This is a genomic window from Simplicispira psychrophila DSM 11588, from assembly GCF_000688255.1.
Classification (GTDB): Bacteria; Pseudomonadota; Gammaproteobacteria; order Burkholderiales; family Burkholderiaceae_C; genus Simplicispira; species Simplicispira psychrophila.
Genome location: NZ_JHYS01000012.1, coordinates 1 through 25,641 on the forward strand (window position 1 = coordinate 1; position 25,641 = coordinate 25,641).

A 25,641-nucleotide genomic window follows, 5' to 3' on the forward strand; every position below is an offset into this window, starting at 1 on the left:
GGGCGGGCGATTCATGGTGCCAGTTTAGGCGGCGCTGTTTATTTAGGCAACTAAAGTGGGTGTCCTTTTAGTCACCTAGACTAGATTACTTATTGGTTCAAGGTCTTAGAGTAGCCGTTCAAGACGCTAGAGCATCATCTTCTTGGCGTACTGTCTGCTTAGACTCTTGCTGTGTGCCTTATTGCAGAAAGCAAGTAGAGGTATGAGCCATCAAAGGCAGTTATTAGTACACACAGCACCCATTGAAGCCTGACAAGGCTTTGCATTAGCAATTACAAGACTGTGCAAAGCGGGTTAGAAGCGTTGGTTTTGGATGCACATACGCTGACACAGCATGGCTGGCTTGTATGGCTGGAGCTTGGGTTTGCACAGCCCATTCCAGCTTGAGGATAAACAATGGTGCCCCGAGCCGGGGTCGAACCGGCAACCTCTCTTTTATCAATGGAATGCGGTGCCACTGAGCCACAGGAGAAGTAGAAACCCTGCAACTGAGTCACGGGGATGCTGTTTGACTTCTGGCTCAGTTCAGCTTCAAGGTGTCGCTTTGCAATGCCAGTTCAGTCGCTGATGGCAGTGCAGCTTTCAACGCCTGCGCATAGGCATTGCGCGCTGTCTGTGCAATCGCCAGTTGCCACTGCAAGCGCTGGATTTCTTGCTCGGTGATTTGCAGCATTTGCAGCTGTGCTTTGGCCGCATCGCTCAATGTGGACAGCGGGTAGTCCAGGCCGTCGATGGAGATTTTTTGCTCTTGGTTCATTGGTTTTGCTTTGTGGGTTAGATGTGAAAAAACCCCTGCAACCGAAGTCACAGGGGTTTGAGTGGCTTTCACCTCAAGCACCTACCTGAAGGCGAGTGCTTGTCTCCTAGAGAGATTAGGCGAAGGTAATAACGTTAGTACCTGCACCAGTCGAAGCGGACAGATCCAGAATACCGGTCAGCTTAACGATATTGTCGGCAGCAGTAAAAGTGATGCCAGCAGAGTTGTCCTCAACAACGTAGGTGTTACCACCGTACACAAACCAGCTGATGATACTGTTTGCCGTAGCACCGTCACCCAAAGAAGCCAAGTTTACAGCAGCTTCCAAAGTCACCGCTGTAGAAACGTTAACCGCAGCAGCATTGAACACTTCTGTACCATGGTTCACGAAAGTCAGGCTATCGCCCTTCTGGAAGTCAGTGATAGTTGTGAATTGGAATGCAGCAGTTGCGACCTGAGCCGTAGCAGCAGTAACATTAACGTTATCGTTACCAGCACCAGTCGTCACAGTAGCGCCAACCGAGGTTGCACCAGCGGTAGTGGCAACAGTGATGACGTCATTAGCCGAACCGCCCTTGATGGTGTATGCAGACTGCAAACCTGTGGTCACCGCGCCAACAGTGATGGTCAGGGCTGCGGTAGCAGCAGAACCATCAATGCTAGTCAGTGCCGAAGAGGCAGTTGCTGAAGCAGCAGCTTGAGTGATGCCCAAGCTCAGAGCGTGGTCACCAGTGATCACGATCGACTTCGCAGTATTGTCAACAACAGTCAGTGCGTTGGTGATGTTCAGGCCACCCTTCGAGCTGATGTTGATATTTTCAATACCAGCCGAAGTAATAGTGTTGGCATTGATGACCGTTGCACTAGCAGCGTTAGCAGCAGCAAAGTTGTAGTTCAAAACATCGGCAGTACCTGCAACGCTTGCAGCCGTGAAGCCAAGGGTGCTTGCGGAGCCAGCGGAACCAGTAACGTCAACATTGAAGCCAGCAGCGGTTTCAACCAAGTTGCTCAGAACAAATGCACCACCAAGAGCACCGGTATAGGCGACACCAGTGATCGTCGAGTTAGTCAACAGCGCAGCGTCCAGAGTGCCAGTGGCACCTGCCAAGTCAATCAACTCAAAGTTCTTGAAGGCAGCCGAGTTGCCGGCATTCACCAGGGTAGCAGCAACAGTATCGATGCCAGCACCACCATCGATGGAAGCGCTAGCAGTAACAACAGCAGCACCAGTCACGCTGTCATTGCCAGCACCACCCTTGAAGCTGGTGGTCACTGCATTGAGTGCAACATTCACGCCACCAGCAGTCAAGCCGGAGGCGTCAATGGTCTTGAACACACCTGCATTGCCCAGATTCACGCTGCTGGCAGCACCGGCAACAACCAAGTCTGCACCAGCAGTAGCGAAGTCGCTAACAGTCAACGTTGCACGCAGGTTCGTGGCAGCATTGACATTCAGCTTGGTCACTGTATTGGTGCCGCCACTCAGAACGAAGGTGTCATTACCAACAGCAACGTTGCCATTGGCAGCGCCGGTGGAGTTAATCGTCGCGGTAGTCGCCGTGCCAGCAGTAGCTGCAACCGTAACACCATTCACGCCACCATCAACTGTCACGTTGACTGCATCAGAAGCGTTCAGTTGGTTGAAGTTCACAGCGCCGGTTTGGGCGGAACCGCCCACAGCGACGTTCGTGCCAGCAGCCAAGTTTTGGAAGGTCACAGTACCAGTGCTGTTCAGCGAACCAACGGTGGTCACACCAGCGATAGGCTGCATGTTGATGGTCGAAGCACCAACAGCGACGTTTTGCACTGTGATTTTTTCGATGTTGGACAGAGTCACGCCGGCCAGAGGAGTATTAGCACCGACTGTATTGGCAACAATAACTTTCAGAGTATCGATGCCAGCACCGCCATTGACGGAGTCGCCAGCAGACAAAGTGTTGAGCGTCGCGGTAGTGGCATCAGCCACACCGACAAAGGTGTCATTGCCAGCGGTGCCGGTCAGGTTGTCAATACCCGTAGTGAGCGTGAACGTCTGACCACCGGTCTGACCAATGATCACATCACCTGGATTAGCAATCTGCGCCTTCAGTGCTTCGGTCACAGCCGAAGGGCTGATCACCGTCGAAGGCGAGAACGTCACCGCCTTCAGGATGCCACGGGCAGCAACTGCATCCGCATCGCCCGAGTAGGTGACGTTGAAGCTGGCGCCGGAACCAAAGTAGGCATCGGTCAGCGCACGGCCATCGACCTGGTGCGTGAATTCGTTGGCAACCTGCACCTTGTTGTTGATGGCGATGCGGTCGTCTTTCTGGGCACCGTTCAGCACGGCCAGGGCAATGGTGCCGGCGGTGAAGGTACCAGCGGCAAAGCCGTTGACGTAGAAGGCCTTGCCGGCTGCGTCGGGGGCGACGTTGAACAGGGCCATGTACAGGCTGTCAACGACGGCGCCGATGGTGGTGGCATTCACAGCGCCGTACAGGGCGGTGGCTTCAGCCGAAGAAGCGAAGGCGTTGATCACTTCGTTGATGTTGCCACCGGCCGCGTCCACGCGCTCAGCCCAGTATTTCAGACCAGCTGGGTCGGCAGGGCGCTGGTAAAACGCGATGAAGATTTTTTGAACTTGTTCGAAATATTGAGCTGCAGCCATGGATTTTTCTCCGTTGAAAAGTGAATCTGCCTCCACAATTTGAGGAGTGCACGGTGACGATACCACACCGCTATTGGCATTCGAAGGCAATTTACGCTGTCTGGCGCCTGCACGGCCCGCGAATGTGGGGCAAAAAATACAAACAGCGCAAGATGCTTGCCTTTTGCAGTTGCAGTGCTAGGGCGCTGGCGAGGGTGGGCCGGCTGAGATGCCATATATATATGCACCGCTGCGCACATGGCTAGAAACGCGGGAGCGCGGCAGGCCCGTTGGCTACACTGGCGGGCGGGATGGATAGCAGGCGCAGAGTGCGCCTTTTTTTATTGGGTGTTGTTTTGTGTGGGCCTGTGATGGATATGGATCAATCTGCGGTGGAAGCTTTGGACCTGGACACTTTGCTGCAGCGCTTGCGCGCAGCAGCGGAGGAGCACGGGGAGGCAACCGGCGCGGCGCCGGTGGTGGCGCGGCCATGGCTGGGGGCGGGCGGGCCGGCGGCGGGCGCGGGGCAAACGGCGGCGGCGGTGCCGTGGGCGCTGGCGGCGCGGGCCGGTGGGCTGGGGCCGTTTTTGCTGGCGGATGAGGCGGGGTTTGTGGCGCTGGCGTATCGGCAACTGCTGGCGCGGGCGCCGGATGCCGGCGGGCAAGCGCATGTGCTGGAGCGCCTGCGCCAGCACGTGCCGCGCACCGAGTTGCTGGCGGCGCTGGCGCTGTCGCCCGAGGCGCAGACGCTGCGCGGTGGACAGGCGCTGCGCTGGGGCTGGCTGGCGCAACTGGCGCTGTGGGCGGTGCAGTCGCCGCTGCTGCGCGGGCCGTGGCTGGTACGCGGGGTGTGGCGGCGCAGTGAGCGTTGGCTAACCCGGCGCCTGCAGCGCGGGGCGCTGGGGCTGGCGTGGCAGGTAGCGACGCGGCAAGAGGCGCAGCAGGTGGCGTTGCAGGGGCAACTGGCGCAGCTGCAAGCGCAGATGCAGGCGGGGCTGGCGCAGCAGCAGATGCAGGTGGGGGCGCTGGAGTCGGTGCTGGAACGGGCGCTGGCGGCGCGCACGCCGGCCAGTGCGGCGGCGGTGGATGCTTTTCTGGCGGCGCTGGAGGTGTCGTTTCGCGGCCCGGCGCCGCTGCTGCGGGCGCAGTTGGCGCAGGACTATGTGGGTTATGTGCAAGACGCGCGCGCGGCGCTGGGGGTGGATGGGCCGTGCCTGGACTTGGGCTGCGGGCGCGGCGTGTGGCTGGAGGTGCTGCGCGAACACGGTTTGCAGGGGCGCGGCGTGGATTTGAATGCCGCCGCCGTGCGCGATGCGCAGGCGCTGGGGCTAGAGGTGCAGGTGGGCGATGCGCTGGCGTGGTTGCAAGCGCAGCCAGAGGCGTCGGCGCTGGTGGTATCGGCGTTTCACCTGATGGAGCATTTGCCGTTTGCGCTGCGGCTGGCGCTGGTGCAAGAGTGCGCGCGGGTGCTGATGCCGGGCGGGCTGCTGATTATGGAAACGCCCAATCCAGAGAACATTTGGGTGGCGACGCACACCTTTCACCACGATCCGACGCACAGCCAGCCGCTGACGCCGGACAGCTTGGCATTTTTGGTGCGTTACTGCGGGCTGGAGGTGGTGGCGGTGCCGCGTTTGCATCCGTATCCGGTCGAGTCGAATGTGGCCGGCGACACGCCGGTGGTGCAGCGGTTGAACCATATGACCTGTGGCGGGCAGGATTTTGCGGTGATTGGGCGCAAAGTTTAAGCATTTTTAAGCCAAATCGGCCTCTAGCCCTTTAAACACGTGCGCTAGCAGCTATCATTTTTGATATTTATCGACCTATTTAAGCACCTCTTGCCATGCGTATTTTGTTGACTTCGAGCCAAGCGCCGTTTTTGCGCGGTGGGGCGGAGATGCACGCCGACAACCTGGAGGCGGCGCTGCAGCGGGCGGGCCATGCCATCGAGCGCATTCGGCTGCCGTTCAAGTTTTCACCCGAAGCAGACATTGCGCGGCTGATGGCGTTTTGCGAGGGCTTTGACCTGAGCGCGCCCAATGGCCAGCCGGTCGATCGGGTGATCAGCTTGCAATTCCCCGGCTATGGCATGGCGCACCCGGAGCATGTGGCCTGGGTGTTGCACCAGCACCGGGCGGTGTACGAGCTGTTTGATGCGGCGCAGGCCTCGCCGGCACTGGTGCAGTTGCGCGCACAGGTGCTGGGGTTTGATGGCCGGGTGTTGCCGCGGCTGAAGCGCGTGTTTGCCAATTCGCAGCGGGTGGCAGAGCGGATGCAGCAGTTCAATGGCGTGACCGCCGCCCCGCTGTACCACCCGCCGCCGGGGGCCGAGGCGCTGCACTGCGCTGCAGAGTGGGGCTATGTGTTTTTTCCGAGCCGGCTGGAGTCGCTCAAGCGCCAGGACTTGTTGATCGAGGCGGCGCGGCTGCTGCGTTGCCCGGTAAAGATTTTGCTGGGCGGCACCGGCGGGCAGCACGACCGCTATGCGCAGTTGATAGAGCGTTATGGCTTGCAAGACCGGGTGCGGCTGATCGGCAGTTTTACCGAGGCCGAGCGGGTAGCGCTGTATGCGCACGCGCTGGGGGTGGTGTTTGTGCCGCGCGATGAGGATTTGGGCTACATCACGCTTGAAGCCATGTACGCCGCCAAGCCGGTGATTACCTGCACCGATTCGGGCGGGCCACTCGAATTTGTGGTGCCGGGCGAGACCGGCTGGGTGGTGGAGCCGTCGCCGCAGGCGCTGGCCGATGCCATCGAGGCGCTGTGGATGGATAAGGCGCGCAGCCGCGCCATGGGCGAGGCCGGGCGTGCGCGGGTGCTGGGGCTGGGGTTGTCGTGGGATCGGGTGGTGGAGGTGTTATGTCGTTAGGTTTGTTATGTCGCTAAATTGGTTGAAGTGGCCGCTGCCGGGCATCGTGCGCGATGTGCTGCGCTTTCGCACGTTCATTGTGGGCAGTGTGCGGCGCGATATTGAGGCGCAGTTTCGCGGCTCGTTGCTGGGCGGGGCGTGGGTGCTGATCCAGCCGCTGGCGATGATTTCGATTTACACGCTGGTGTTTGCCAATGTGATGCGCAACCGGCTGGCGGGGGTCGAATCGACCTATGGCTACAGCATTTACCTGTGCGCCGGGCTGCTGGCGTGGACGTTTTTTGCCGAATCGCTGGGGCGTCTGCAGGGGGTGTTTGTCGCCAATGCCAATTTGCTCAAAAAGGCGACGTTTCCGCGCATTTGCCTGCCGCTGGTGTCGCTGGGGGTGACGTCGTTCAACTTTGCGGTGATCAGCGGGCTGTTTTTGCTGTTTTTGTTGGTCAGTGGCAATTGGCCGGGCTGGGTGCTGCTGGGGGTGTTGCCGGCGCTGGCGGTGCAGGTGGTGTGGACGCTGGCGCTGGGGATGCTGGCCGCGACGGTGAATGTGTTTTTTCGCGACGTCGGGCAACTGGTGAATGTCGGGCTGCTGTTCTGGTTCTGGCTGACGCCGATTGTGTATCCGGCGACGGTGTTGCCGGCGTGGGCGCAGGGCTGGGCGTGGCTGAACCCGTTTGCGGTGTTTGTGCACCATTACCAGCAGGTGTTTGTCTATGCGCGTTTGCCGGGGCAAGCGGCCTGGCTGGCGCTGGCGGGGCTGGCGCTGGCGGGGCTGGCGTTGTTGTGGTTTGGCTGGCGGGTGTATCAGCAGCGGGCACCGGAAATGGCGGATGAGTTATGAGTACCAATGAACAGCCGTGGGCGATTGCGCTGGGGAACTTGGGCAAGGCGTACAAGCGCTATCCGTCGCGCTGGGGCCGGCTGGCCGAGTGGCTGCGCCCGAAGGCGCCGCCGCGCCATGAGCTGCTGTGGATTTTGCGCGGCCTCGATTTGTGCGTGCCGCAGGGGCAGGCGCTGGGCATCATCGGGCGCAATGGCGCCGGCAAGAGCACGCTGCTGAAGATGGTCACCGGCACCACCACGCCCACCGAGGGCCAGGTGCAGATGCACGGCCGGGTGGCGGCGCTGCTGGAGCTGGGCATGGGTTTTCACGGCGACTTCACCGGTCGGCAAAACGCTTGGATTTCAGCGCAGCTGCTGGGGCTGGCCGACCATGAGATTGCCGCCGCCATGCCGGCGATCGAAGCCTTTGCCGAGATTGGCCACTACATGGACGAGCCGGTGCGCACCTATTCGAGCGGGATGCAGGTGCGGCTGGCGTTCAGCGTGGCGACGGCGCTGCGCCCGGATGTGCTGATCGTCGATGAGGCGCTGGCGGTGGGCGATGTGTATTTTCAGCACAAGTGCTATGCGCGCATCCGTGAATTTAGAGCGCAGGGCATGACGCTGGTGTTTGTCTCGCACGACCCCGGCGCCATCAAGAGCCTGTGCGACCGCGCGGTGCTGCTGGACGCCGGGCGCATTGTGGCCGACGACACGCCCGACCAGGTGCTGGATTTGTACAACGCACTGGTGGCCGAGCGCGAGAACACCAGCTTTGAAGCCACCGCCGCGCCGGTGGGCGAGCGCAGCGTCGGCGTGCGCTCGGGCGACGGACGCGCGCGGCTGCTGGCGGTGTCAGCGCACAACGCCCACGGGCCGGCGCAGGTGTTTCGCGTCGGCGAGGCGCTGCAGCTGCGCGTGCGCCTGTGCAAACAGCAGGCGGTGGACGATTTGACGGTGGGTTTTTTGCTGCGCGACCGGCTGGGCAACGATGTGTTTGGCACCAACACTTGGCACGTCAAGACCGAGGGGCTGGCGCAGTTGGCACCGGGCGTGGAGGCGACGCTGTGCTGGCGCATCCCCGCGCTGGACATCGGGCCGGGAAGTTACACGATTTCAGTGGCGCTGCACGGCGACATGACGCACGTCGAAAACAGCTACGACTGGTGGGACAAGGCGGCGCTGATCGAGGTGGTGCGCGGGCCAGAGCCTTTGTTTGAGGGCGTGTGCCATTTGAATGGCGTGGCGGCGGTTTTATTGGGGTCAGATTCCAATTAAATTGGCTAATCCAACGGCCACTCCACGCCAAGCAAGTAATGACAAAGACATTACAGATACTTATACTCAGCGCATGACTGCAACCCCCCTCAGCGCCAAGCGCGACACACTTAACCTGCGCATCAAGCCTGAAGTGCGTAGCTTGATTGACCGCGCGGCCAAAGTGCGGGGAAAGAACCGCACCGACTTCATCTTGGATGCGGCACGTGTCGCGGCAGAAGAGGCTTTGCTCGATCAGGCCTTGCTGGTGGTCAGTCCAGAGGCTTATGCCGAGTTCTTGGTGCGTCTGAATCGCCCTCCAGCCCCCAACGCTCGCCTACAAAAAACCCTGCAAACACCGGCTCCGTGGGATATCCAGTGAGCTTGCTGGCTCCCGAGCCGCTGGCGGCGCATCACGACACGACAGCGTTTGCTTGTGGCGTTGAGAGCTTGGACCACTGGCTCAAGCAGCGTGCCCTGAAGAATCAGGCCACGGGTGCATCACGCACCTTTGTTGTCGTGTGTGAGGGCCGTCGGGTGCGCGCTTATTACGCTCTGGCCTCCAGCGCAGTGGCGCCCGATATGGCCACGGGGCGTTTGCGGCGCAATATGCCCGATCCGATCCCGGTCGTCGTGCTGGGGAGATTGGCCATCGACCAGTCACTGCAAGGTAGTGGCATCGGGCGCGCGCTGGTGCGCGATGCCTGCTTGCGCGTGGTGGCGGCGGCCGACGCCATTGGTATTCGCGGCCTGATAGTCCACGCCCTATCGCCTGCTGCACAGAATTTTTACGAACGTGTGGGATTCGATTCCTCTCCACTTGATCCCATGACGTTGATGGCCACCATTGCCGATCTTCGCGCAGGGCTGTCGTGATATTGAGCGGCGCGCTCACAAAATTTAGACAAAAAATGGCTGTAGCCCAATAAACACAAGCGCTGATAGCTATGAAAATTGCACTGATTGCCCCGAGTGGGGTGCCCTTTGTCGTGGGCGGGGCGGAGAAGTTGTGGTGGGGCCTGAGTGGCCATGTCAACCGCCACACGCAGCACGCGATGGAGTTGATCAAGCTGCCGTCGCCAGAACAAGATTTTTGGCAGATTGCCGCCAGCTATGAGCGCTGGAGCCTGCTGGACTTGAGCCACTTTGATGCGGTGATCTCGACCAAGTACCCGGCGTGGATGGTGCAGCACCCCAACCATGTGGTGTATTTGCAGCACACGCTGCGCGGGCTGTACGACACCTACCCCAAAAGCATGGCGCGCCAGCCCGAGCGCTTGCCGCCGGCGCTGCAGGGGCTGTGGCGGCTGTTGCAAGCGCCGGGCTGTGAGCGGGCGTTGTTGCCGGAGATTTTTGCGCGGGTACGGGCGTTGCAACAGGACGCCAGCCTCGACCCCGAAGCGCTGCGGACTTTGACCGCCCTGCCCGGCCCACTGGTGCGGGCGCTGGTGCACAAGCTGGACGCGATTGCGCTGGCGCCGGGAGCGATTCAAAGGTATTTCGCTATTTCAGGGGTGGTGGCGCGGCGCGAGGGGTATTTTCCAGCCGGCGCGCAGGTGGAGGTGTTGCCACATCCGTCCAATTTAGAGGGTCTGCACGGCGGGCCGGCAGAGTTTGTCTTTACCGCCAGCCGGCTGGATGCGCCCAAGCGGCTGGATTTGCTGGTGCGCGCTTATCGGCGCAGCAGCACCACGGTGGCGCTGTGCATTGCTGGCGATGGGCCCGAAGCCGAGAACCTGCGCGCGCTGGCGGCGGGCGATGCGCGCATTCGTTTTGCTGGGCGGCTGAACGACGATGCGCTGGTGGAGCATTACAGCCGCGCGGCGTTGGTACCGTTCATTCCATTGGACGAGGACATGGGGCTGATCACGCTCGAAGCCATGGCGGCGGGCAAGCCGGTGCTGACGGTGAGCGACGCCGGCGGGGTGACCGAGTTTGTGCAGGACGGCGTCAATGGCCGGCTGGTGGCCCCCACCGAGGCAGCGCTGGCGCAAGCGCTGGACGAGATGCTGGCCGATCCGGCACGGCTGGCGCAGATGGGCGCGGCGGCGCAGCAGACGGCGGCGCAGGTGTCGTGGCAGCGCACGGCGCAGGGCTTGCTGGCGGCGGCGGAGCAGGGGCTGGCAGTAACTGCAGCCACGGCAGTAACGGCAGCCACGGCCGCCATCAGCACCGCACCTGTGGCACAGCGGGCCAGGTCAGGGCGCCAGCGTTTGCTGGTGGTGAATACGTTTGGCGTGTATCCGCCGGACAACGGCGGCCGGAAGCGGCTGTTTTATTTGTCGCAGGGACTGGCGCAGTGGGCCGATGTGACGCTGCTGAACCTGGGGCCGGTGGGCAGTGCGGCGCAGGAGCGCTGCTTTGGCCCACATTACCGCGAGGTGTGCGTGGCCGCGTCGGAGCGCTTTGAGCAGGCGGAGCACGCGCTGACCAAGGCGCTGCGGTGTTCGGTGACGGATATTGCGGCGCTGCTGTACCACGGCGAGTTGCGCGAGTTTCGCCAGGCGTTTGAGGTGCTGGCGGCGCAGGCGGATGTGGTGGTGGCGGCGCATGTGTATATGGCGCCGCTGGTGTTTGCGCTGTGGCAGGGGCCGGTGTGGTACGACGCGCACAACGTGGAGGCCGACATGAAGGCAGTGGTGCTGGGCGTGCCCTTGCCATCGCCCGAGGATGCGCGCACGCCCCGGGCGCCGCTGGATTTGCGCGCGCCCGGGGCGGCGCAGCGGGCGGTGCAGCAGGTGGCGGCGGCAGAGGCGCAGTTGGTGCAGCGCGCCGAGCGGGTGTGGGCGGTGAGCGCGTCCAACCGCGAGCGGCTGGCGCAGTTGTATGGCCGCGCACCCGAGCGCATTGAGCTGGCACCCAATGGCACGCAGTTGCCCACCGATGCCTGGCTGGAGTCCGAGCGGCGCGCGGCACTGAAGCGCCAGCTGGGCTGGGGCGAGCGGCCATTGGCGCTGTTTGTGGCCAGTTACCACGGGCCCAATCTGGTGGCGGCGGATACGGTGCTGGCGCTGGCGGCGCAGTGCCCGCAGTGGTCGTTTGCGCTGGTCGGCAGCATTTGTCAGCATGTGCAGGCACAGGCGCACCAGCAGCCCCTGGCGGCGAATGTGCGCGCGCTGGGGGTGGTGTCGGAGGGGGCGCTGACGGCATTGCTGCGCGCCGCCGATGTCGGACTGAACCCGATGTCCAGCGGCTCGGGCACCAATCTGAAGATGCTGGACTATGCCGGCCACGGCCTGCTGGTGCTGAGCACGCCAGTGGGCGCACGCGGCCTGGCATTTGTGCCAGGTACGCATTATGTGGAGTGCGAGGCCAGCGACTTTGGCGCAGCACTGGCCGCCCTGGCGCCCCTGGTACCCGCGCCGCACCTGGCACTGCGCACGGCAGCGCGGGCCTTGGCCGAGCAGGTGTACGGCTGGGAGTCGATTGCCCGTGCGCTGGCGCCGGTGGTATGAGGGAGTGCGGGATCTGAAGCTGATCGAGGGCGCGCAAGCGCTGCTGGTGTTGGGTGGTGAAGACCGCACCCAATGGCACCGCAGCCGCACGGCAGTGCGCTACTACCTGGCGTGTCGGGCAGCGGGCGTGGCGCTGCCGCGCCTGCTGGTGACCGGCGGCGCGCTGGTGCGCCAGCCTGGCACCGGCCAGGGGGTGGGCATGGGCATGGCGGCGGGGCTGACCGAAGCGGCGTGGATGGCGCGCTTTATGCAGGTGCAGGGCGTGCCGGCGGCGCATGTGCTGCAGGAAGCGCAGGCGCTGGACACGCTGGGCAATGTGGCGCTGGGCGGCGCACTGGCGGCGCGCCATGGGCTGCAGCGGCTGGTGGTCATATCGGACGATTTCCATCTGTGGCGCAGCAGCCAGTTGTTTGAGCGCGTCTGGGGCCACGCGCCCGCAGGCTGTGTGGGGACGGGCCATGCGGGCAGTTGGCGCCTGCGCTGGCGCGAGAAGCTGGCGTTTGCATTGCAAGTGGGCGCGCTGCGGCAAGCGGACGTAGCGCCGGGAGACAGCGCGGCGCATCTGGAGTTTTTAGCGGCGCGCGTAAGAAAACAACGGATACAGGATGTTTGAAATATGAAGAGTTTGAATGTGGCCCACATGCCGGCGCTGGACCATTTGCGTCTGCTGGCAGCGCTGCTGGTGTTTGCCTTTCATGTGTTCCATTTTTACTTTGGCCAGTGGCAGCCGGCGCCGTATGCGGCGGCGTTGGGTTTGATCACTGAGGGACACACCGGGGTGGCGCTGTTTTTTGTGCTATCGGGCTTTTTGTTCATGTGCATTGGTTTGCAGGGTGGCGAGATCCGCTATGGCGCGTTTATCCGCAATCGCTTTTTGCGCATTTTTCCGTTGTTTCTGTTTTTTTTCTTCATTGCCATTTCGGTCGGGCGCGATGTGTTTCGGGCCGGCGATGTGTTGTATGTGTTTTTCTCGAATCTGGGGCAGGCACCGACCTCGGGCTCGTTCATTACCGGCGCGGCATGGACGATTTCGGTCGAGTTCACGTTCTATCTGGTGTTTCCGTTTTTGGCGCGCTTTGTACGCGCGGAGGGCGCGGGCTATTTGCTGCGCCTGATTGCGCTGATGGCGCTGGTCAAGCTGGCCGCCTATGGGGTGACGGAGCGGTCCACCCACATGTTTTATTCGACGCTGGTCGGGCGCTTTGACCAGTTTTTATGGGGCATGTTGGCGGCAGTGCTGTGGACGCAGCACCGCGCTTGGTTTGAGCGCCATGGCCGGGTGCTGCTGGCGCTGGCAGTGGCGCTGGTGTGGGCAGCGACCAGCTGGCAGGCGCGTTTTGCCAGCCATTTCTCGCCCGATCCGCGCCAGGCGGCGTGGGTGGTGTGGGGCACGGTGGAGGCGCTGATGTGGTCAGCGCTGGTGCTGGGCTATGTCAGCGCGCGCATTGCCTGGCCAACGCCCGTGGCCCGTGCGCTGGAGCGCGGCGGGGAGTGGAGTTATTCGTTTTATCTGTGGCACGGGCTGCTGTTGTACGTGCTGCAGCGCTACGTGGGTGTGTGGACGCCGTTTGGCTCGGTGGCGCTGAATGCGCTGGTCAATTTTGCAGTGCTGCTGCCGCTGGCGCTGGGCCTGGCGGCGCTGTCCTACACGACGATTGAGCGGCCGTTTTTGCGGCTGCGCGGCATGTACCGGCAGTAACGATGTTTCGGAGGCGCACGGGCACTCAGGCGGTGCGCAGTTGCCCATACACCTGCAGGGTGCGGTCCACGCAGCGTGCCCAGGTGAACTGGCTGGCGCGCTGCAAGCCGGCCATCCGCGCTTGGGCGCGCCAGGGGTCGTCCTGCAAGCCTTGGGCCAGAGCCGCGCTGAGGGCGGGGACATCGTGCGGGTCGATCTGCAGGGCGGCGTTGCCGACCACTTCGGGCAAAGAGGAGGTGTTGGACGTGACCACCGGCACGCCTGAGGCCAGGGCCTCTAACACCGGCAGGCCAAAGCCTTCATACAACGAGGGGTAGGCAAACAAGCGCGCACCAGCGTAGAGCGCCGGCAGGTCGGCTTGAGCAACGTAGCGCAGGTAGTGCAGCCAACCAGCGCTGGCGGCGCGGGCCATGCGGGCATGGGTGTTTTCGGAGCGCCAGCCGGGGCTACCGGCCATGACCAGCGGGTAGCGTACCCGCAGCGGCGCGGGCAGGCTTTCGTAGGCGTCGAGCAGGCGGTCAAGATTTTTGCGCGGCTCGATGGTGCCGACGTAGAGGCTGTAACCCTGCGCTTGCAGACCCAGGCGGGCCAGCACTGGGGCCAGTTCGGCCGCGCTGTGCGGGCGAAAGGCGGGGTTGGCGCCCAACGCGATGGCGGTGATGCGCTCGGGCGGGTGGCCAAAATGGGTGATCAGGTCTTGCCGGGCCGATGCAGAAACGGTGATGACGTGGCTGGCGCGCTGCAGGCTGTCGGGCAACATGCGGCGCATGTAGTCGATGCGCGCCGGCGGGTGGAATTGAGGGTAGATGTGGTGCGAGAGGTCATGCACCGTGGTGACGGTGCGTCCGGCAAACGGTGGCAGAAAAAAGTTGGGCGAGTGGTAGATGGAGCCTTCCTGACCGCGCAGGCGCAGGCGTTGCAGGGTGGGCATCAGCAGGCGAAAGGCGCGCACGGCCGCCCGGTTGCCGGCGAGCTGGCTGCGCAGGCTGGGCCTTGCGGCGGGGGCGTTAGTTTCAGCGGTCAGCAGTTGGGGCAGCGCCAACCAGCGGCCCAAGGCAAAGTAGCGGATGCGCGCGAGGTCGGGGTGTTGCGGCAAGCCACGCGCCAATTCGAGGGTGTAGCGGCCAATGCCGGTGAGCGGCGCGCTGATGCTGTCGGCGCCGAGGATGAGATCGATGGCCACAAAGAGTGAAAGAGTGCGCGCGAGGGATTAAAGCGCTGTCGGCACGCGGCCGTAGGTGTCTTCAAAGCGCACGATGTCGTCTTCCCCCAGATAGCTGCCCGACTGCACTTCGATGATTTCCAGCGGCACTTTGCCGGGGTTCGCCAGGCGGTGGATGTGGCCCAGCGGGATGTAGGTGGATTCGTTTTCGCCCAACAAAAAGGTTTTGTCGCCGTTGGTGACTTGCGCCGTGCCTTTCACCACCACCCAATGTTCGGCGCGGTGGTGGTGCATTTGCTGGCTCAGGCTGGCACCGGGGTGGACAACGATGCGCTTGACCTGGAAGCGCTCGCCGCCGTCGATGCTGTCGTACCAGCCCCAGGGGCGGTGCACTTTGCGGTGGGTGTGGGTCAGTTCGCGCCCTTGGGTTTTCAGCTGGGCGACGATGTGTTTGACGCTTTGCGTCTGGTTTTTGTCGGCAATCAACACCGCATCGGCGGTTTCGATGACGACGATGTTGTTCAGGCCGACGCCGGCAAGGGTGCGGTGGCTGGACAAAAACAGCGAGTCACGGCAATCGTGCAGCACCGCGTCACCCACGGTGGCGTTGTTGTCGGCGTCGTGCGGCAACACGTCCCACAGCGCATCCCAGGCGCCCAGGTCGGACCAGCCGGCCTGCAGTGGCAGCACGCAAGCAGGAATGCACAGGTCAGGGCGCTGGGGCAGGCGCTCCATCACGGCGTAATCGATCGAGTCGGACGGGCAGGCGGCAAAGGCGTTGGCATTAGGGCGGACGAAATCGAGGTCACGCACGGCGTGCTGCATGGCTGCTTCGCAGGCTTGCAGGATGTCGGGGCGACAGGCGGCGATGGCACGCAGCCAGACGCTGGCGCGCACCATGAACAGGCCGCTGTTCCAGAGGTAGTCGCCCGCCTCGATGTAGGCGCTGGCAGTGGCGGCGTCGGGTTTTTCGGCAAAGCTGGTGATGCTGTAGCCACCCTGCGCTTGCGCTGCACCGCGTTGGATGTAGCCGTAGCCGGTTTCAGGCCGGTCGGCGACGATGCCGAAGGTGACCATGGCACCGCGTTCGGCGACGGCTTGCGCTTGCAACACGGCGGCGTGCAGAGCGGGGCGGTCGGTGACGACGTGGTCGGCCGGCATGGCCAGCAGCAGCGGGTCGGTGCCGTTGGCGCTGGCCTGCAGGGCGGCCAGGGTCAGCGCGGGCGCGGTGTTGCGGCCCGTCGGTTCCAGCACGATAGCCGGGTTGTGCACGCCCACCGCAGCCAGCTGGCTGGCAGCCAAAAAGCGGTGCTCCACATTGCACACCACGATCGGCGTGGCCGACAGGCCGGCGCTGGCGGGCAGGCCGTGCAGGCGCAGAGCGGTGTCTTGCAGCATGGTGTGCTCACCGGCCAGCGCCAAAAATTGCTTGGGATAGGTTTCGCGCGACAGCGGCCACATGCGGGTGCCGGAGCCGCCGCACAGGATGACGGGGACGAGGGTGGAAGTCAGGGTCATGGTGTGGTGGAGGTGTCTGCGGAAGTGGGTACGCAAGGCGATGCGAGGCCGGCTTCCAGCAGCGCCAGGCGCTGGTTGAGGCGGCGCACGTCGCGCTCGATGCGGGTGTTGACCATGTCGGTGTGCAGCGCCTTGAGCAGCAGCAGCGCCGAGGCCAACAGCAGCAGCAGCGCCGGCGGGTAGCTGATGCCGGCGATGTGGGCCAGGTGATCAATCAGGCCGGGCCAGGCGCCCAGCAAGGCCGTCAGCGCAGCCACCAGCACCCAAAACAGGCCGTGCATCAGGTAGAGGCGGTCGCGCCGCACCAGCAACAGGATCAGGGCCGCAAGGCCCAGGCCGAGCAAGGTGGTGGTGAGTTGCAGTGGTGCCATGTGCGGGGGTCGTTTGGGTCTGTCTCGTTGCGCCAGGCAGGCCGGGCGGGAGCGGGACTCTGCAGCACAGGGCGGCAGGGCCGGCCAAAAAACAGGGCGTTGCAGAGGCGTGGGAGGAAGGCTGGGATTGTATTCGCCACAGCTGCTGCGACCCCGCCAGGGCAGCTGCGGCGAGACGCTGAACAAGCTCTTACCCTGCCTTGCTCTTGAAAGGCCGATAAACGCCCTTATCATTAGCACTCGATACCAGAGAGTGCCAGCCAGCACTGCCTGGTTGAATTTTGAGGAGTGCCTGGGTGTCCTGGGCATTTTTTGTGTAACCAACTTTTATACCGAGGAAATCGCAATGAACCTTCGCCCCCTTGCTGACCGCGTGATTGTCAAGCGCATCGAAAGCGAAACCAAAACCGCCTCCGGCATCTTCATCCCCGACAACGCCGCTGAAAAGCCAGACCAAGGCGAAGTGCTGGCCGTCGGCCCCGGCAAGAAGAACGACAAGGGCGAGCTGGGCGCGATGAGCGTCAAGGTCGGTGACCGCGTGTTGTTTGGCAAGTACAGCGGCCAGACCGTCAAGGTCGATGGCGACGAGCTGCTGGTCATGAAAGAAGACGACCTGTTTGCCGTCGTCGAGAAGTAATTCAAACGCTATTTAATTGATAGCTAATAGCGCTTACCGTATAAGCGCTAGACCCCTATTTAACCCATATTCAGGAGCTCCAACATGGCAGCAAAAGACGTAGTTTTCGGCGGCGAAGCCCGCGCACGCATGGTCGAAGGTGTGAACATTTTGGCCAACGCCGTCAAAACCACCCTGGGCCCTAAAGGCCGCAACGTGGTGCTGGAGCGCTCGTTCGGCGCCCCCACGGTGACCAAGGACGGCGTGTCTGTCGCTAAAGAAATCGAGCTGAAAGACAAGCTGCAAAACATGGGCGCGCAGATGGTCAAGGAAGTCGCTTCCAAGACCTCTGACATCGCTGGCGACGGCACCACCACGGCTACCGTGCTGGCCCAGGCCATCGTGCGCGAAGGCATGAAGTACGTCGCCGCCGGCATGAACCCGATGGATCTGAAGCGCGGCATCGACAAGGCCGTCACCGCCCTCGTCGCCGAGCTGAAGAAGGCCTCCAAGGCCACCACCACCAGCAAGGAAATCGCCCAAGTCGGTTCGATTTCGGCCAACTCGGACGAGACCATTGGCAAGATCATTGCCGATGCGATGGACAAGGTCGGCAAAGAAGGCGTCATCACCGTGGAAGACGGCAAGTCGCTGGAGTCCGAGCTCGAAGTGGTTGAAGGTATGCAGTTTGACCGCGGTTACCTGTCGCCCTACTTCATCAACAACCCTGAAAAGCAATCCGCAATTCTGGACAACCCGTTTGTGCTGTTGTACGACAAGAAGATCAGCAACATCCGCGATCTGCTGCCGACGCTGGAGCAAGTCGCCAAGTCGGGCCGTCCGCTGCTGATCGTTTCGGAAGATGTCGAAGGCGAAGCCCTGGCAACGTTGGTGGTCAACACCATCCGCGGCATCCTGAAAGTGGTTGCAGTCAAGGCCCCAGGCTTTGGCGATCGCCGCAAGGCCATGCTGGAAGACATCGCCATCCTGACGGGCGGCAAGGTCATCGCGGAAGAAGTCGGCCTGACGCTGGAAAAAGTCACGCTGGCCGACCTGGGTTCGGCCAAGCGCATTGAAGTGGGCAAAGAAAACACCATCATCATCGACGGTGAAGGCCAAGCTGCGGACATCGAAGCGCGCGTCAAGCAAGTGCGTGTGCAAATCGAAGAAGCCACCAGCGACTACGACCGCGAAAAGCTGCAAGAGCGCGTGGCCAAGCTGGCCGGCGGCGTGGCCGTGATCAAGGTGGGCGCGGCTACCGAAGTCGAAATGAAGGAAAAGAAGGCCCGTGTCGAAGACGCACTGCACGCCACCCGCGCTGCCGTGGAAGAAGGCATTGTGGCCGGCGGCGGCGTGGCCCTGCTGCGCGCCCGTCAGTCGGTGGGCACCATCGCTGGTGACAACGCTGACCAAGACGCCGGCATCAAGCTGGTGCTCAAAGCCATCGAAGCACCGCTGCGCGAAATCGTCGCCAACGCCGGTGGCGAGCCCTCGGTGGTCGTCGCTGCCATCTTGGCTGGTTCGGGCAACTACGGCTTCAACGCGGCCAACGACACCTACGGCGACATGATCGAGATGGGCATTCTGGACCCCACCAAGGTGACGCGCACGGCACTGCAGAACGCCGCTTCGGTGTCGTCGTTGATGCTGACAACCGAGTGCATGGTTGCCGAGTCGCCTAAGGACGAAGGCGCTGGCGGCGGCGGTATGCCCGATATGGGCGGCATGGGTGGTATGGGCGGCATGGGCATGTAATTTGCCTGTGGTGCCTTCGGGGCAGGTCTTGCACCTGCCCTGAGCTCCCGGCCCTTGGGCCAAAAATCAAAAGCCCGCAGGTGTTGCAACCTGCGGGCTTTTTTGTGGGCGTTTCGTTTATTTACACCAGCGCGCTGCCTACATGGGTGCCGTAAGCCAGCAGGCGCTTGCGCAGGGCAATGACGGCTTTGTCTTTGCTCAGCAACACGGCGCGCTCCGCTACGGCGAGATCGAGGAATTTCTGGTCGTCGGCGTCGCGGCAGGTGGCGGGGATGCGGGGCGGGACAGGCAGGGTCTGCGTTTGTGCGTCAAAGGCCTGTAGCACGCTGGCCGGGGTCAAGTCGTAGAACGCCACCCGAGCAGCGATTTTTGGGTAACCCAACACGCGCACCAACTCTTCGCGCATCGCGGCAGTGGCCACCCAGCGCAGGGTTTTAGCGTGCAGCAACTCGCGCAGCAGCGCAGTGGCCGGGTCGCTGAACACCAGCAGGTCAAGAACCATGTTGGTGTCCAGCACCAGCGCGCGGGCGGAGCCCAAAGACTCCAGCGGCCAGCGCAACTCAACGCGCATCGGGCGGGATGGCTGGCTGGTCAGAGGCGCCGACACGCGGCCCCCGGGCGGTGCCGCGCACCATGTCGAAACAGAACAGCCGGCATTCGATCGGGCCATTCCACATCGGCACGCGGCGCGATTCTTTCAGGCGCATCTTGCTGGGCAGTTTCAGGTCGGGCGTCAGCAACCAGGCTTGCCAGCCGGCGTAATTTTTCTTCCAGTGCGTGGCCAGCTGGCTGAAGAATTCGCCGCCGCCCCCCCCCTCTTCGGTCTGCGCCACCTCGCGACCCACGGTGCCGGTGCGGGCGCGCTCGGCGGCATTCTGCCCGGCGCTGCCGGCGGCAGCAATCCGTTCGCCATAGGGCGGGTTCAGCAGCATCACACCGGGCTGCTCGCACGGTGGCATCCGTTGCAAGGCATCACCGCCGCGCAATTGCACCACGCCAGCGACGCCAGCACGCTCAGCGTTGCGTTCGGCAAAGTCCACCATACGGTGGGCCACATCACTGCCAAAGATGGCGACAGGGCTTTCCTGCTCTGCGCTTTCAGCTTCTCTTTTAATAGCATCCCAGACATGCGCCTGAAACGGCAGCATCTTTTCAAAGGCAAAGCGGCGCCGCTGGCCGGGAGCGATGCGGCAGGCAATCTGCGCCGCTTCGATAGCGATGGTGCCGCTGCCGCAGCACGGGTCGTACAGCGGCACAGGCGACTCGCCGTGTGGGTCCCAGCCGCTGGCGGCAATCATGGCGGCGGCCAGGGTTTCCTTCAGCGGTGCGTCGCCCTTATCTTCGCGCCAGCCGCGTTTGAACAGCGGCTCGCCGGAGGTGTCGATGTAGACCGTGGCGTGCTCGGTGGTCAGGTGCAGGTGGATACGCACATCGGGCCACTGCGTGTTGACGTCGGGGCGCACGCCGCTTTTGGCACGGAAGCGGTCGGCCACGGCGTCTTTGACGCGCAGGGCAGCAAAGTTCAGGCTGGTCAGCGGGCTGTGCTGGGCGGTGACTTCGATCTTGAACGTCTGGCGCGTGGTGAACCAGATTTCCCAGGCGACGCCACTGGTGATGTCGTACAGGTCTTTTTCACTGCGGTACGGCTGGTGCGCCAGTTGCACCAGCACGCGCTGCGCCAGGCGGCAGTGCAGGTTCAGCAACAGCGCATTGCGCCACGAGGCGTTCAGCATCACCCCGCCGCGCGCGGTTAGCAGGTCGTGGCCGCTCAGGCCGGTGATCTGGTGGACCTCTTCGGCCAGAAAGCCCTCGACGCCGGCGGCGCAGGGCAGGAAAAGTTGGAGTTGGTTCATGGGTTCAGATCGAAAAAGCCACTGTCGGATTCGGGTCGGCACCTAGGCCAAAGCAGCCAAGGCAAGCCAATAATTGGCTTGGATGTCTCTGTATTTTGCCGACAACCCGAAACACGGGCAGTGTTGATGTTGTATTGCGCCAGAGTAACGTGCACCCCCAGAGACTATCGCCCCACCAGGGCCTGTCTTCTGCCTTTACCCCTTGCACCCATCCAAACCAAGGATTTATCTTGTTACGAACTATCCGCGCCCGCCTGATTGTCATTTGCATCGGCATCACACTGGCTTCTTTAGTGCTGCTCTCAGCCGCTACTTTTTTCACGGTGCGCCAAGACACGCTGGCATCGGTCGATACGCGTATTGAGCAATTAACGCAGATCTATGCTGAACAGCTCTCGGCCTGGGTGCGCGACAAACAACAAGCTGACCGGCTGACACAAGCGGTGGCCGTGTTCCGGCTGGAGGCCGAGGACGCCCACCGGGCTTTGGGACGCAGCTGAGGCCCATCCGGCCCTGGCTGGGCGCGGTGGTGCTACAGCGCAGACGGTGCATGTCGCGGCGCCCGCCTACACCACAGCGTGCGTTGGCTGACAGATCGGTGCGGGGGATGCCCCTATGCTTGCAAGCGGATGCTCTTTCGCTCCCCCGTACCCGCACACGCTCCATGTCTACACCCGCATCCACTACAGCCCCGCCTGACACTTCCCCCAAGGGACTTGGCGCTGGCGCCCCCTTGAAACCCCCAAAAACCCGGCGCAGGCGCCCGCCGACCTTGTCGCTTGCCGCTTGGAAGCAATTTATGAGCGTCGCCAGGCCGTATTGGCAGGGCGACAAAAAACGCACGGCTTGGGGGTTGATGGCACTCCTGATCGGGCTGATGGTCGTCGATACCCAGTTGGCGGTGATGCTGGTCGATAAGAGCGGCGAAATCACCTCCGCGCTGGCGGCCAAGGATGCCCCGCGCTTCTGGGCCGCCGTGCGCACCACGCTTTATGTACTGACCTTCGCGGTGCCGGTGTACGCGTTTTACTACTACATGCGCGATGCGTTTTCCAACTATTGGCGCCGCTGGCTGACGTCGCGCTTTCTGGATGGTTACCTGGGCGAGCGCAAATACTACGAAATTGGTGCACGCGGCGAAATCGACAACCCGGACCAGCGCATCAGCGAAGACATCAACACCTTCACCGGACGCTCCACCAACTTTTTGCTGATTTTCATGGGCTCGCTGATGCAGCTGGTGGCCTTCAGTGCAGTGCTCTGGTCGATTTCGCACACCCTGGTCGCCATTTTAGCGGTCTACGCCTTTCTCGGCACCTTCGGCGCGCTCTACCTTTTCGGGACGCCCCTGATCCGTATGAATTTCTGGCAGTTGCGCCGGGAGGCCGATTTCCGTTTCGGTCTGATGCGGCTGCGCGAGAACGCCGAATCGATTGCGTTTTACCGCGGCGAAGCGCAGGAGCGCGCACAACTCAATCAACGCTTTGAGGCGGCATTCAACAACTTCGCCCGCATGATCAAGCAGCAGCGCTCGCTCAACCTGTTCCAGCGTTCTTTCAGCCAACTCACCTTGGTAGTGCCCAGCATCGTACTGGCGGGTGCCGTGCTGGCGGGCGAGATGGAAGTCGGGCGCGCGGTGCAGGCCGCAGGGGCCTTCACCGCCGTGCTGGCGGCCGTGTCGCTCATCGTGGACAACTTCGAGAGCCTGAGCCGCTTCGTGGCCGGCATCGACCGACTGCACGCGCTCTCACAAGTGGTGCTGAAAACCCCGGTCTCCCCCGCACCCTGGGCCGAGGCGGCGGCGATCGACGGGTTGGCAGCCATCGTGCAGCCCAGTCCTGCGCAGACGATACAGAGGCGCGCTGGCGAGACCCTGACCATCGAGGATCTCAGCCTGTACACACCCGATTTTCGCCGCCTGCTGGTGCAGGGCTTGTCGCTGCACCTGGTCCCCGGCGATGCATTGCTCATCACCGGCCCCAGCGGCTGCGGCAAAAGTTCGTTGCTGCGCGCCATTTCCGGCTTGTGGAACAGCGGCACCGGGGTGGTACAGCACCCCTCCATCGAAGACATGTTCTTTTTGCCACAGCGCCCCTACATGCAAAGCGGCACGCTGCGCAGCCAGATCATTTATCCCTCGACCACCACCGAGCTGGCCGATGAGCGGCTGCTGGAACTGCTGCAAGAAATCCATCTTGAGACGCTGGCCGAGCGGGTCGGCGGGCTGGACGCAACACACGATTGGGAAAAACTTCTGTCCACCGGCGAGCAGCAGCGCCTGGCGTTTGCACGGGTACTGGTGCGCAATCCCAGCATGGTAATTCTGGACGAAGCCACCAGCGCGCTCGACAGCGCCAACGAGACCGCGCTCTACCAGCGACTGCGCGCCAGCGGCGTCACTTTGGTGAGCATTGCGCACCGGCATTCGGTGCTGCAACACCACAGCCACGTGCTGGAGCTCAAGAGCGACGGCGCCTGGCAGTTGCACGCCGCAGCCGAGTTCGAATTCACAGGCTAAAGCACGGCGGCCACTACGGTGACAAGCGTGCAGGAAGTCACGAAGCGTTGCAACCGCTGAGCCACGGCGTGGCCAAAGGGAACGAATAATCGGACTCAGAACAAAAACTGCTCAGGCAAGAAACATCCCATGTCCAATTTGCACCCAGCGCCGTGCCATCTTTTTGTGCTCCCTTGGTCGCTGGAGGCGCTGGGTGGCGTGAACCAGGTGGTCATCAGCTTGGCACAGGCCATGTACCACTCGGGCAGCGTGCGCCCGCTGGTGCTGGTATGTGACTGGAATGCACCCCAGCCAGTGTGGCAAAGGGTGCAGGGTGTGCAGACGGTGCGCTGGCGCATCCGGTCTTGGCCTGCGCAGGCTGGCATCAAGGAAAAACTGGCGTTTCTGGCCTGGATGTGGCAATTTCAGCCAGCGTTCGAGCGCTTTTGCCAAACCTACCAAGTGGTAGCCATCAACCCGCATTCCCCTGGAAAAACTGCCTTGACGCTGCACCATGCCGTGCGGCGGTTCAGCCAGCCGGTGCCCTTTGTCTTTTCATTCCACGGCTCAGATATCGAACCCCTGCAGACTGCGCCGCCAGCCATCAAAAAACACTGGCGTGCCTTGCTGCACCAGGCGCAACGCATCGTGGTGTGCTCGGCCGATCTGGGCCGCCGGGTGGTGCAGGCGCTGGGCGAAGATTTGCCCTTGCAGTTGATCTACAACGGCATCGATACAGCGTCGTTCACGGGCCTGCCTGCCACCGCCCGCACCGCCCCGCACCTGGCCGGGCGGGTCATTTTGAGCGTCGGCAAATTCATTCCTCTCAAAGGCCAGGACGTCCTGATCCGGGCTTTTGTCCCCCTGGCGCAGGAGTATGCCGACCTTCAACTGGTGCTGGTCGGTGCGAGCGGCAACGCCTTGGCGGGGCTGCAGCAGTTGTGCGCACAGCAAGGCCTGCAGGAGCGCGTGCATTTTTTTGTTGATGTGCCCCATTCCCAAGTGGCAGGATTCTTTCAGCAGGCAGAGATTTTCTGCCTGCCCAGCCGCCAGGAGGCTTTTGGCCTGGTACTGCTGGAAGCCGGCGCTTTTGCGCTGCCAGTGATTGCCTCGAACGTGGGGGGAATTGCCGAACTGATTGAGGACCGCGTCAACGGCCTGCTGGTGCCGGCGCAGGAGGCTGCCGCCCTGACAGCGGGCCTGCGCACGCTGCTGGATACACCACTGCTGGCGCAGCGTCTGGGCGCCCAACTGCACCACCACGTCGCAGCCCAATTCACCTGGGCTCGGACTTTGGAGCAATACAGGGCACCACGCCCGCTGCCGGCGCCAGATACGCGCCTGCAATAGAGGCACGCTAGGCAACCACAGCGTGCTGTGCATCGGGCAACCAGCACCTTGTGGGCAGTTTTCAAGATACGGGCTATCACCTTTTGATTATGAAAACCATGTACCGGAGGTATTTTCATGAACCCTGCCAGCAGCACCTGTCCACTTTGCCAGCACGATGCGATTATTGAGATGGAATGCATTGCCTGCGATGCAGATCAGGCAGATAAAACCGTTTCAGTCCGCACCTGCCCCGCCTGTGATTTTGCTTGGCAATGGCCGCTGGAAAGAACCGTCGAGCAAAGCAATGCGTTTTTTCAGCATGCATATGAAAACAAGCGCGAAGCCAGTTATTTTGATACGCATCTGCGCAGCCAGATATCGAATCTTCAGTTGGGTTTTTTGAATGAACTGGACATCGAGGAAAAAACCCTTCTCGATATTGGCTGTGGAGATGGAAATTTTGCTACTGAGGCCGCCAAAAACGGCTGGACTGCGCTCGGCCTGGACCCGGCCATACCACCCGAGAAGGAGCAGCAGACAACGCTGGCCCATCTGAAGTTGACCAGCGCCAGTCTGGAGCATCTGCCACCAGATGAAAAATTCATGTGCGTCACGATGTGGGATGTGGTTGAGCATCTGCCCGACCCGGAGCCGATGCTGAAAAACGCCTGGGACCGGGTGGCTGTGGGCGGCTGGCTGATTCTGGAAACAGGCAATTACCAAAGCGCAGAAAGACTGCTGTGCGGCCGGGGCTGGTGGGCGTGGCAATTGGACCATCGCTGGTACTTTGCGCCGCCGACTCTGCTGCAATTTTTAAAATCGTTCGATTATTCAGAATCACGCCTGGCCGACCGGGTTTTCAGGCCTTGGTCGGCGAAGAAACCGACTTTCAGGGCGCCCAGCTTTTTTCAAACCTCCCTGTCGATCGCCAAAAGGCCGTGGAGAATATCCGCCATCCTTTCCGAGCACGGGGCCAAACGCCAGGCTGCAGCCAAATGGCCGAAGTGGGCCGGCCTGCCCATTTTCACCCTTGCCATCAGAAAATAGCACCGTTT

General features: G+C 62.4%; 22 protein-coding genes. 15 read left to right on the forward strand and 7 right to left on the reverse strand.

Annotation, left to right across the window (positions count from 1 at the left end; genetic code table 11):
• Positions 1–520: 520 nt before the first annotated feature.
• Together Q390_RS0112270 and Q390_RS0112275 are read right to left on the reverse strand one after the other, a co-directional pair.
• Complete coding sequence (locus tag Q390_RS0112270; protein WP_027996327.1) at positions 521–757, reverse strand: DUF6447 family protein; 237 nt, start codon at positions 755–757, stop codon at positions 521–523.
• Between the two features lie 115 nt (positions 758–872).
• Entirely contained in the window at positions 873–3,404 is a 2,532-nt protein-coding gene (locus tag Q390_RS0112275) for a hypothetical protein (RefSeq protein WP_027996328.1), read from the reverse strand.
• A 356-nt stretch (positions 3,405–3,760) separates the two neighbouring features.
• Between Q390_RS0112275 and Q390_RS19165 the strand changes: the two genes are divergently transcribed.
• The 9 genes from Q390_RS19165 (at position 3,761) to Q390_RS19175 (ending at position 13,482) form a co-directional block, all read left to right on the forward strand.
• Positions 3,761–5,131, forward strand: coding sequence for a methyltransferase domain-containing protein (locus Q390_RS19165; RefSeq protein ID WP_169737280.1), 1,371 nt, complete (start codon positions 3,761–3,763; stop codon positions 5,129–5,131).
• Between the two features lie 95 nt (positions 5,132–5,226).
• Positions 5,227–6,252, forward strand: coding sequence for a glycosyltransferase family 4 protein (locus tag Q390_RS0112285; RefSeq protein WP_027996329.1), 1,026 nt, complete (start codon positions 5,227–5,229; stop codon positions 6,250–6,252).
• A 7-nt stretch (positions 6,253–6,259) separates the two neighbouring features.
• Complete coding sequence (locus tag Q390_RS0112290; RefSeq protein WP_051603214.1) at positions 6,260–7,090, forward strand: ABC transporter permease; 831 nt, start codon at positions 6,260–6,262, stop codon at positions 7,088–7,090.
• Positions 7,087–8,349, forward strand: coding sequence for an ABC transporter ATP-binding protein (locus tag Q390_RS20545; protein WP_037472934.1), 1,263 nt, complete (start codon positions 7,087–7,089; stop codon positions 8,347–8,349). Before Q390_RS0112290 ends, Q390_RS20545 begins: the two co-directional genes overlap by 4 nt.
• A gap of 73 nt (positions 8,350–8,422) precedes the next feature.
• Complete coding sequence (locus Q390_RS0112300) at positions 8,423–8,710, forward strand: type II toxin-antitoxin system TacA family antitoxin (RefSeq protein WP_027996332.1); 288 nt, start codon at positions 8,423–8,425, stop codon at positions 8,708–8,710.
• Entirely contained in the window at positions 8,707–9,204 is a 498-nt protein-coding gene (locus Q390_RS0112305; RefSeq protein ID WP_027996333.1) for a GNAT family N-acetyltransferase, read from the forward strand. The genes Q390_RS0112300 and Q390_RS0112305 overlap by 4 nt, the downstream gene beginning before the upstream one ends.
• Before the next feature lie 71 nt (positions 9,205–9,275).
• On the forward strand, positions 9,276–11,783 hold the full coding sequence (locus Q390_RS0112310; RefSeq protein WP_027996334.1) for a glycosyltransferase: 2,508 nt from the start codon (positions 9,276–9,278) through the stop codon (positions 11,781–11,783).
• Between the two features lie 4 nt (positions 11,784–11,787).
• Positions 11,788–12,396: a YdcF family protein gene (locus Q390_RS19170; protein WP_051603215.1), complete on the forward strand. Its 609-nt coding sequence runs from the start codon at positions 11,788–11,790 to the stop codon at positions 12,394–12,396.
• Positions 12,397–12,399: 3 nt separating this feature from the next.
• The gene (locus tag Q390_RS19175; protein WP_051603216.1) at positions 12,400–13,482 is read left to right on the forward strand and encodes an acyltransferase family protein; all 1,083 of its coding nucleotides are present in this window, start codon (positions 12,400–12,402) and stop codon (positions 13,480–13,482) included.
• 25 nt (positions 13,483–13,507) lie between these two features.
• Here Q390_RS19175 and Q390_RS0112320 read toward each other — a convergent pair whose 3' ends face one another.
• Genes Q390_RS0112320 through Q390_RS0112330 form a run of 3 tightly spaced genes read right to left on the reverse strand, consistent with a single transcriptional unit; the run spans position 13,508 to position 16,533 of the window.
• The gene (locus Q390_RS0112320; RefSeq protein WP_245606914.1) at positions 13,508–14,665 is read right to left on the reverse strand and encodes a glycosyltransferase family 4 protein; all 1,158 of its coding nucleotides are present in this window, start codon (positions 14,663–14,665) and stop codon (positions 13,508–13,510) included.
• A 27-nt stretch (positions 14,666–14,692) separates the two neighbouring features.
• Positions 14,693–16,162 (reverse strand): mannose-1-phosphate guanylyltransferase/mannose-6-phosphate isomerase, encoded by a 1,470-nt coding sequence (locus Q390_RS0112325; protein WP_037472935.1) that lies wholly within the window; start codon positions 16,160–16,162, stop codon positions 14,693–14,695.
• Positions 16,159–16,533 carry a DUF2304 domain-containing protein gene (locus Q390_RS0112330; RefSeq protein WP_027996337.1) on the reverse strand — a complete coding sequence of 125 codons (375 nt, stop codon included), beginning with the start codon at positions 16,531–16,533 and terminating at the stop codon, positions 16,159–16,161. The genes Q390_RS0112325 and Q390_RS0112330 overlap by 4 nt, the downstream gene beginning before the upstream one ends.
• Positions 16,534–16,879: 346 nt before the next feature.
• Between Q390_RS0112330 and Q390_RS0112335 the strand changes: the two genes are divergently transcribed.
• Together Q390_RS0112335 and groL are read left to right on the forward strand one after the other, a co-directional pair.
• Complete coding sequence (locus Q390_RS0112335) at positions 16,880–17,170, forward strand: co-chaperone GroES (protein WP_027996338.1); 291 nt, start codon at positions 16,880–16,882, stop codon at positions 17,168–17,170.
• An 84-nt stretch (positions 17,171–17,254) separates the two neighbouring features.
• Entirely contained in the window at positions 17,255–18,904 is a 1,650-nt protein-coding gene (groL, locus tag Q390_RS0112340) for a chaperonin GroEL (protein WP_027996339.1), read from the forward strand.
• Between the two features lie 121 nt (positions 18,905–19,025).
• Here the strand turns inward: groL and Q390_RS0112345 are convergent, their stop codons facing one another.
• Both Q390_RS0112345 and Q390_RS18405 read right to left on the reverse strand, forming a co-directional pair.
• A complete protein-coding gene (locus tag Q390_RS0112345; RefSeq protein WP_027996340.1) occupies positions 19,026–19,475 on the reverse strand; it encodes a putative toxin-antitoxin system toxin component, PIN family in 450 nt (149 codons plus the stop codon).
• Positions 19,465–20,757 carry a THUMP domain-containing class I SAM-dependent RNA methyltransferase gene (locus tag Q390_RS18405; protein WP_051603217.1) on the reverse strand — a complete coding sequence of 431 codons (1,293 nt, stop codon included), beginning with the start codon at positions 20,755–20,757 and terminating at the stop codon, positions 19,465–19,467. The genes Q390_RS0112345 and Q390_RS18405 overlap by 11 nt, the downstream gene beginning before the upstream one ends.
• 230 nt (positions 20,758–20,987) lie before the next feature.
• On the opposite strand from Q390_RS18405, the gene Q390_RS0112355 reads away from it, so the two are divergent.
• The 4 genes from Q390_RS0112355 (at position 20,988) to Q390_RS0112370 (ending at position 25,633) form a co-directional block, all read left to right on the forward strand.
• Complete coding sequence (locus Q390_RS0112355; protein WP_027996341.1) at positions 20,988–21,257, forward strand: hypothetical protein; 270 nt, start codon at positions 20,988–20,990, stop codon at positions 21,255–21,257.
• 299 nt (positions 21,258–21,556) lie between these two features.
• Positions 21,557–23,275, forward strand: coding sequence for an ABC transporter ATP-binding protein/permease (locus Q390_RS0112360; protein ID WP_169737281.1), 1,719 nt, complete (start codon positions 21,557–21,559; stop codon positions 23,273–23,275).
• 129 nt (positions 23,276–23,404) lie between these two features.
• A complete protein-coding gene (locus Q390_RS0112365; protein ID WP_027996343.1) occupies positions 23,405–24,604 on the forward strand; it encodes a glycosyltransferase family 4 protein in 1,200 nt (399 codons plus the stop codon).
• A gap of 117 nt (positions 24,605–24,721) precedes the next feature.
• Positions 24,722–25,633 (forward strand): class I SAM-dependent methyltransferase, encoded by a 912-nt coding sequence (locus Q390_RS0112370; RefSeq protein ID WP_027996344.1) that lies wholly within the window; start codon positions 24,722–24,724, stop codon positions 25,631–25,633.
• The last annotated feature ends 8 nt before the right edge of the window (positions 25,634–25,641 follow it).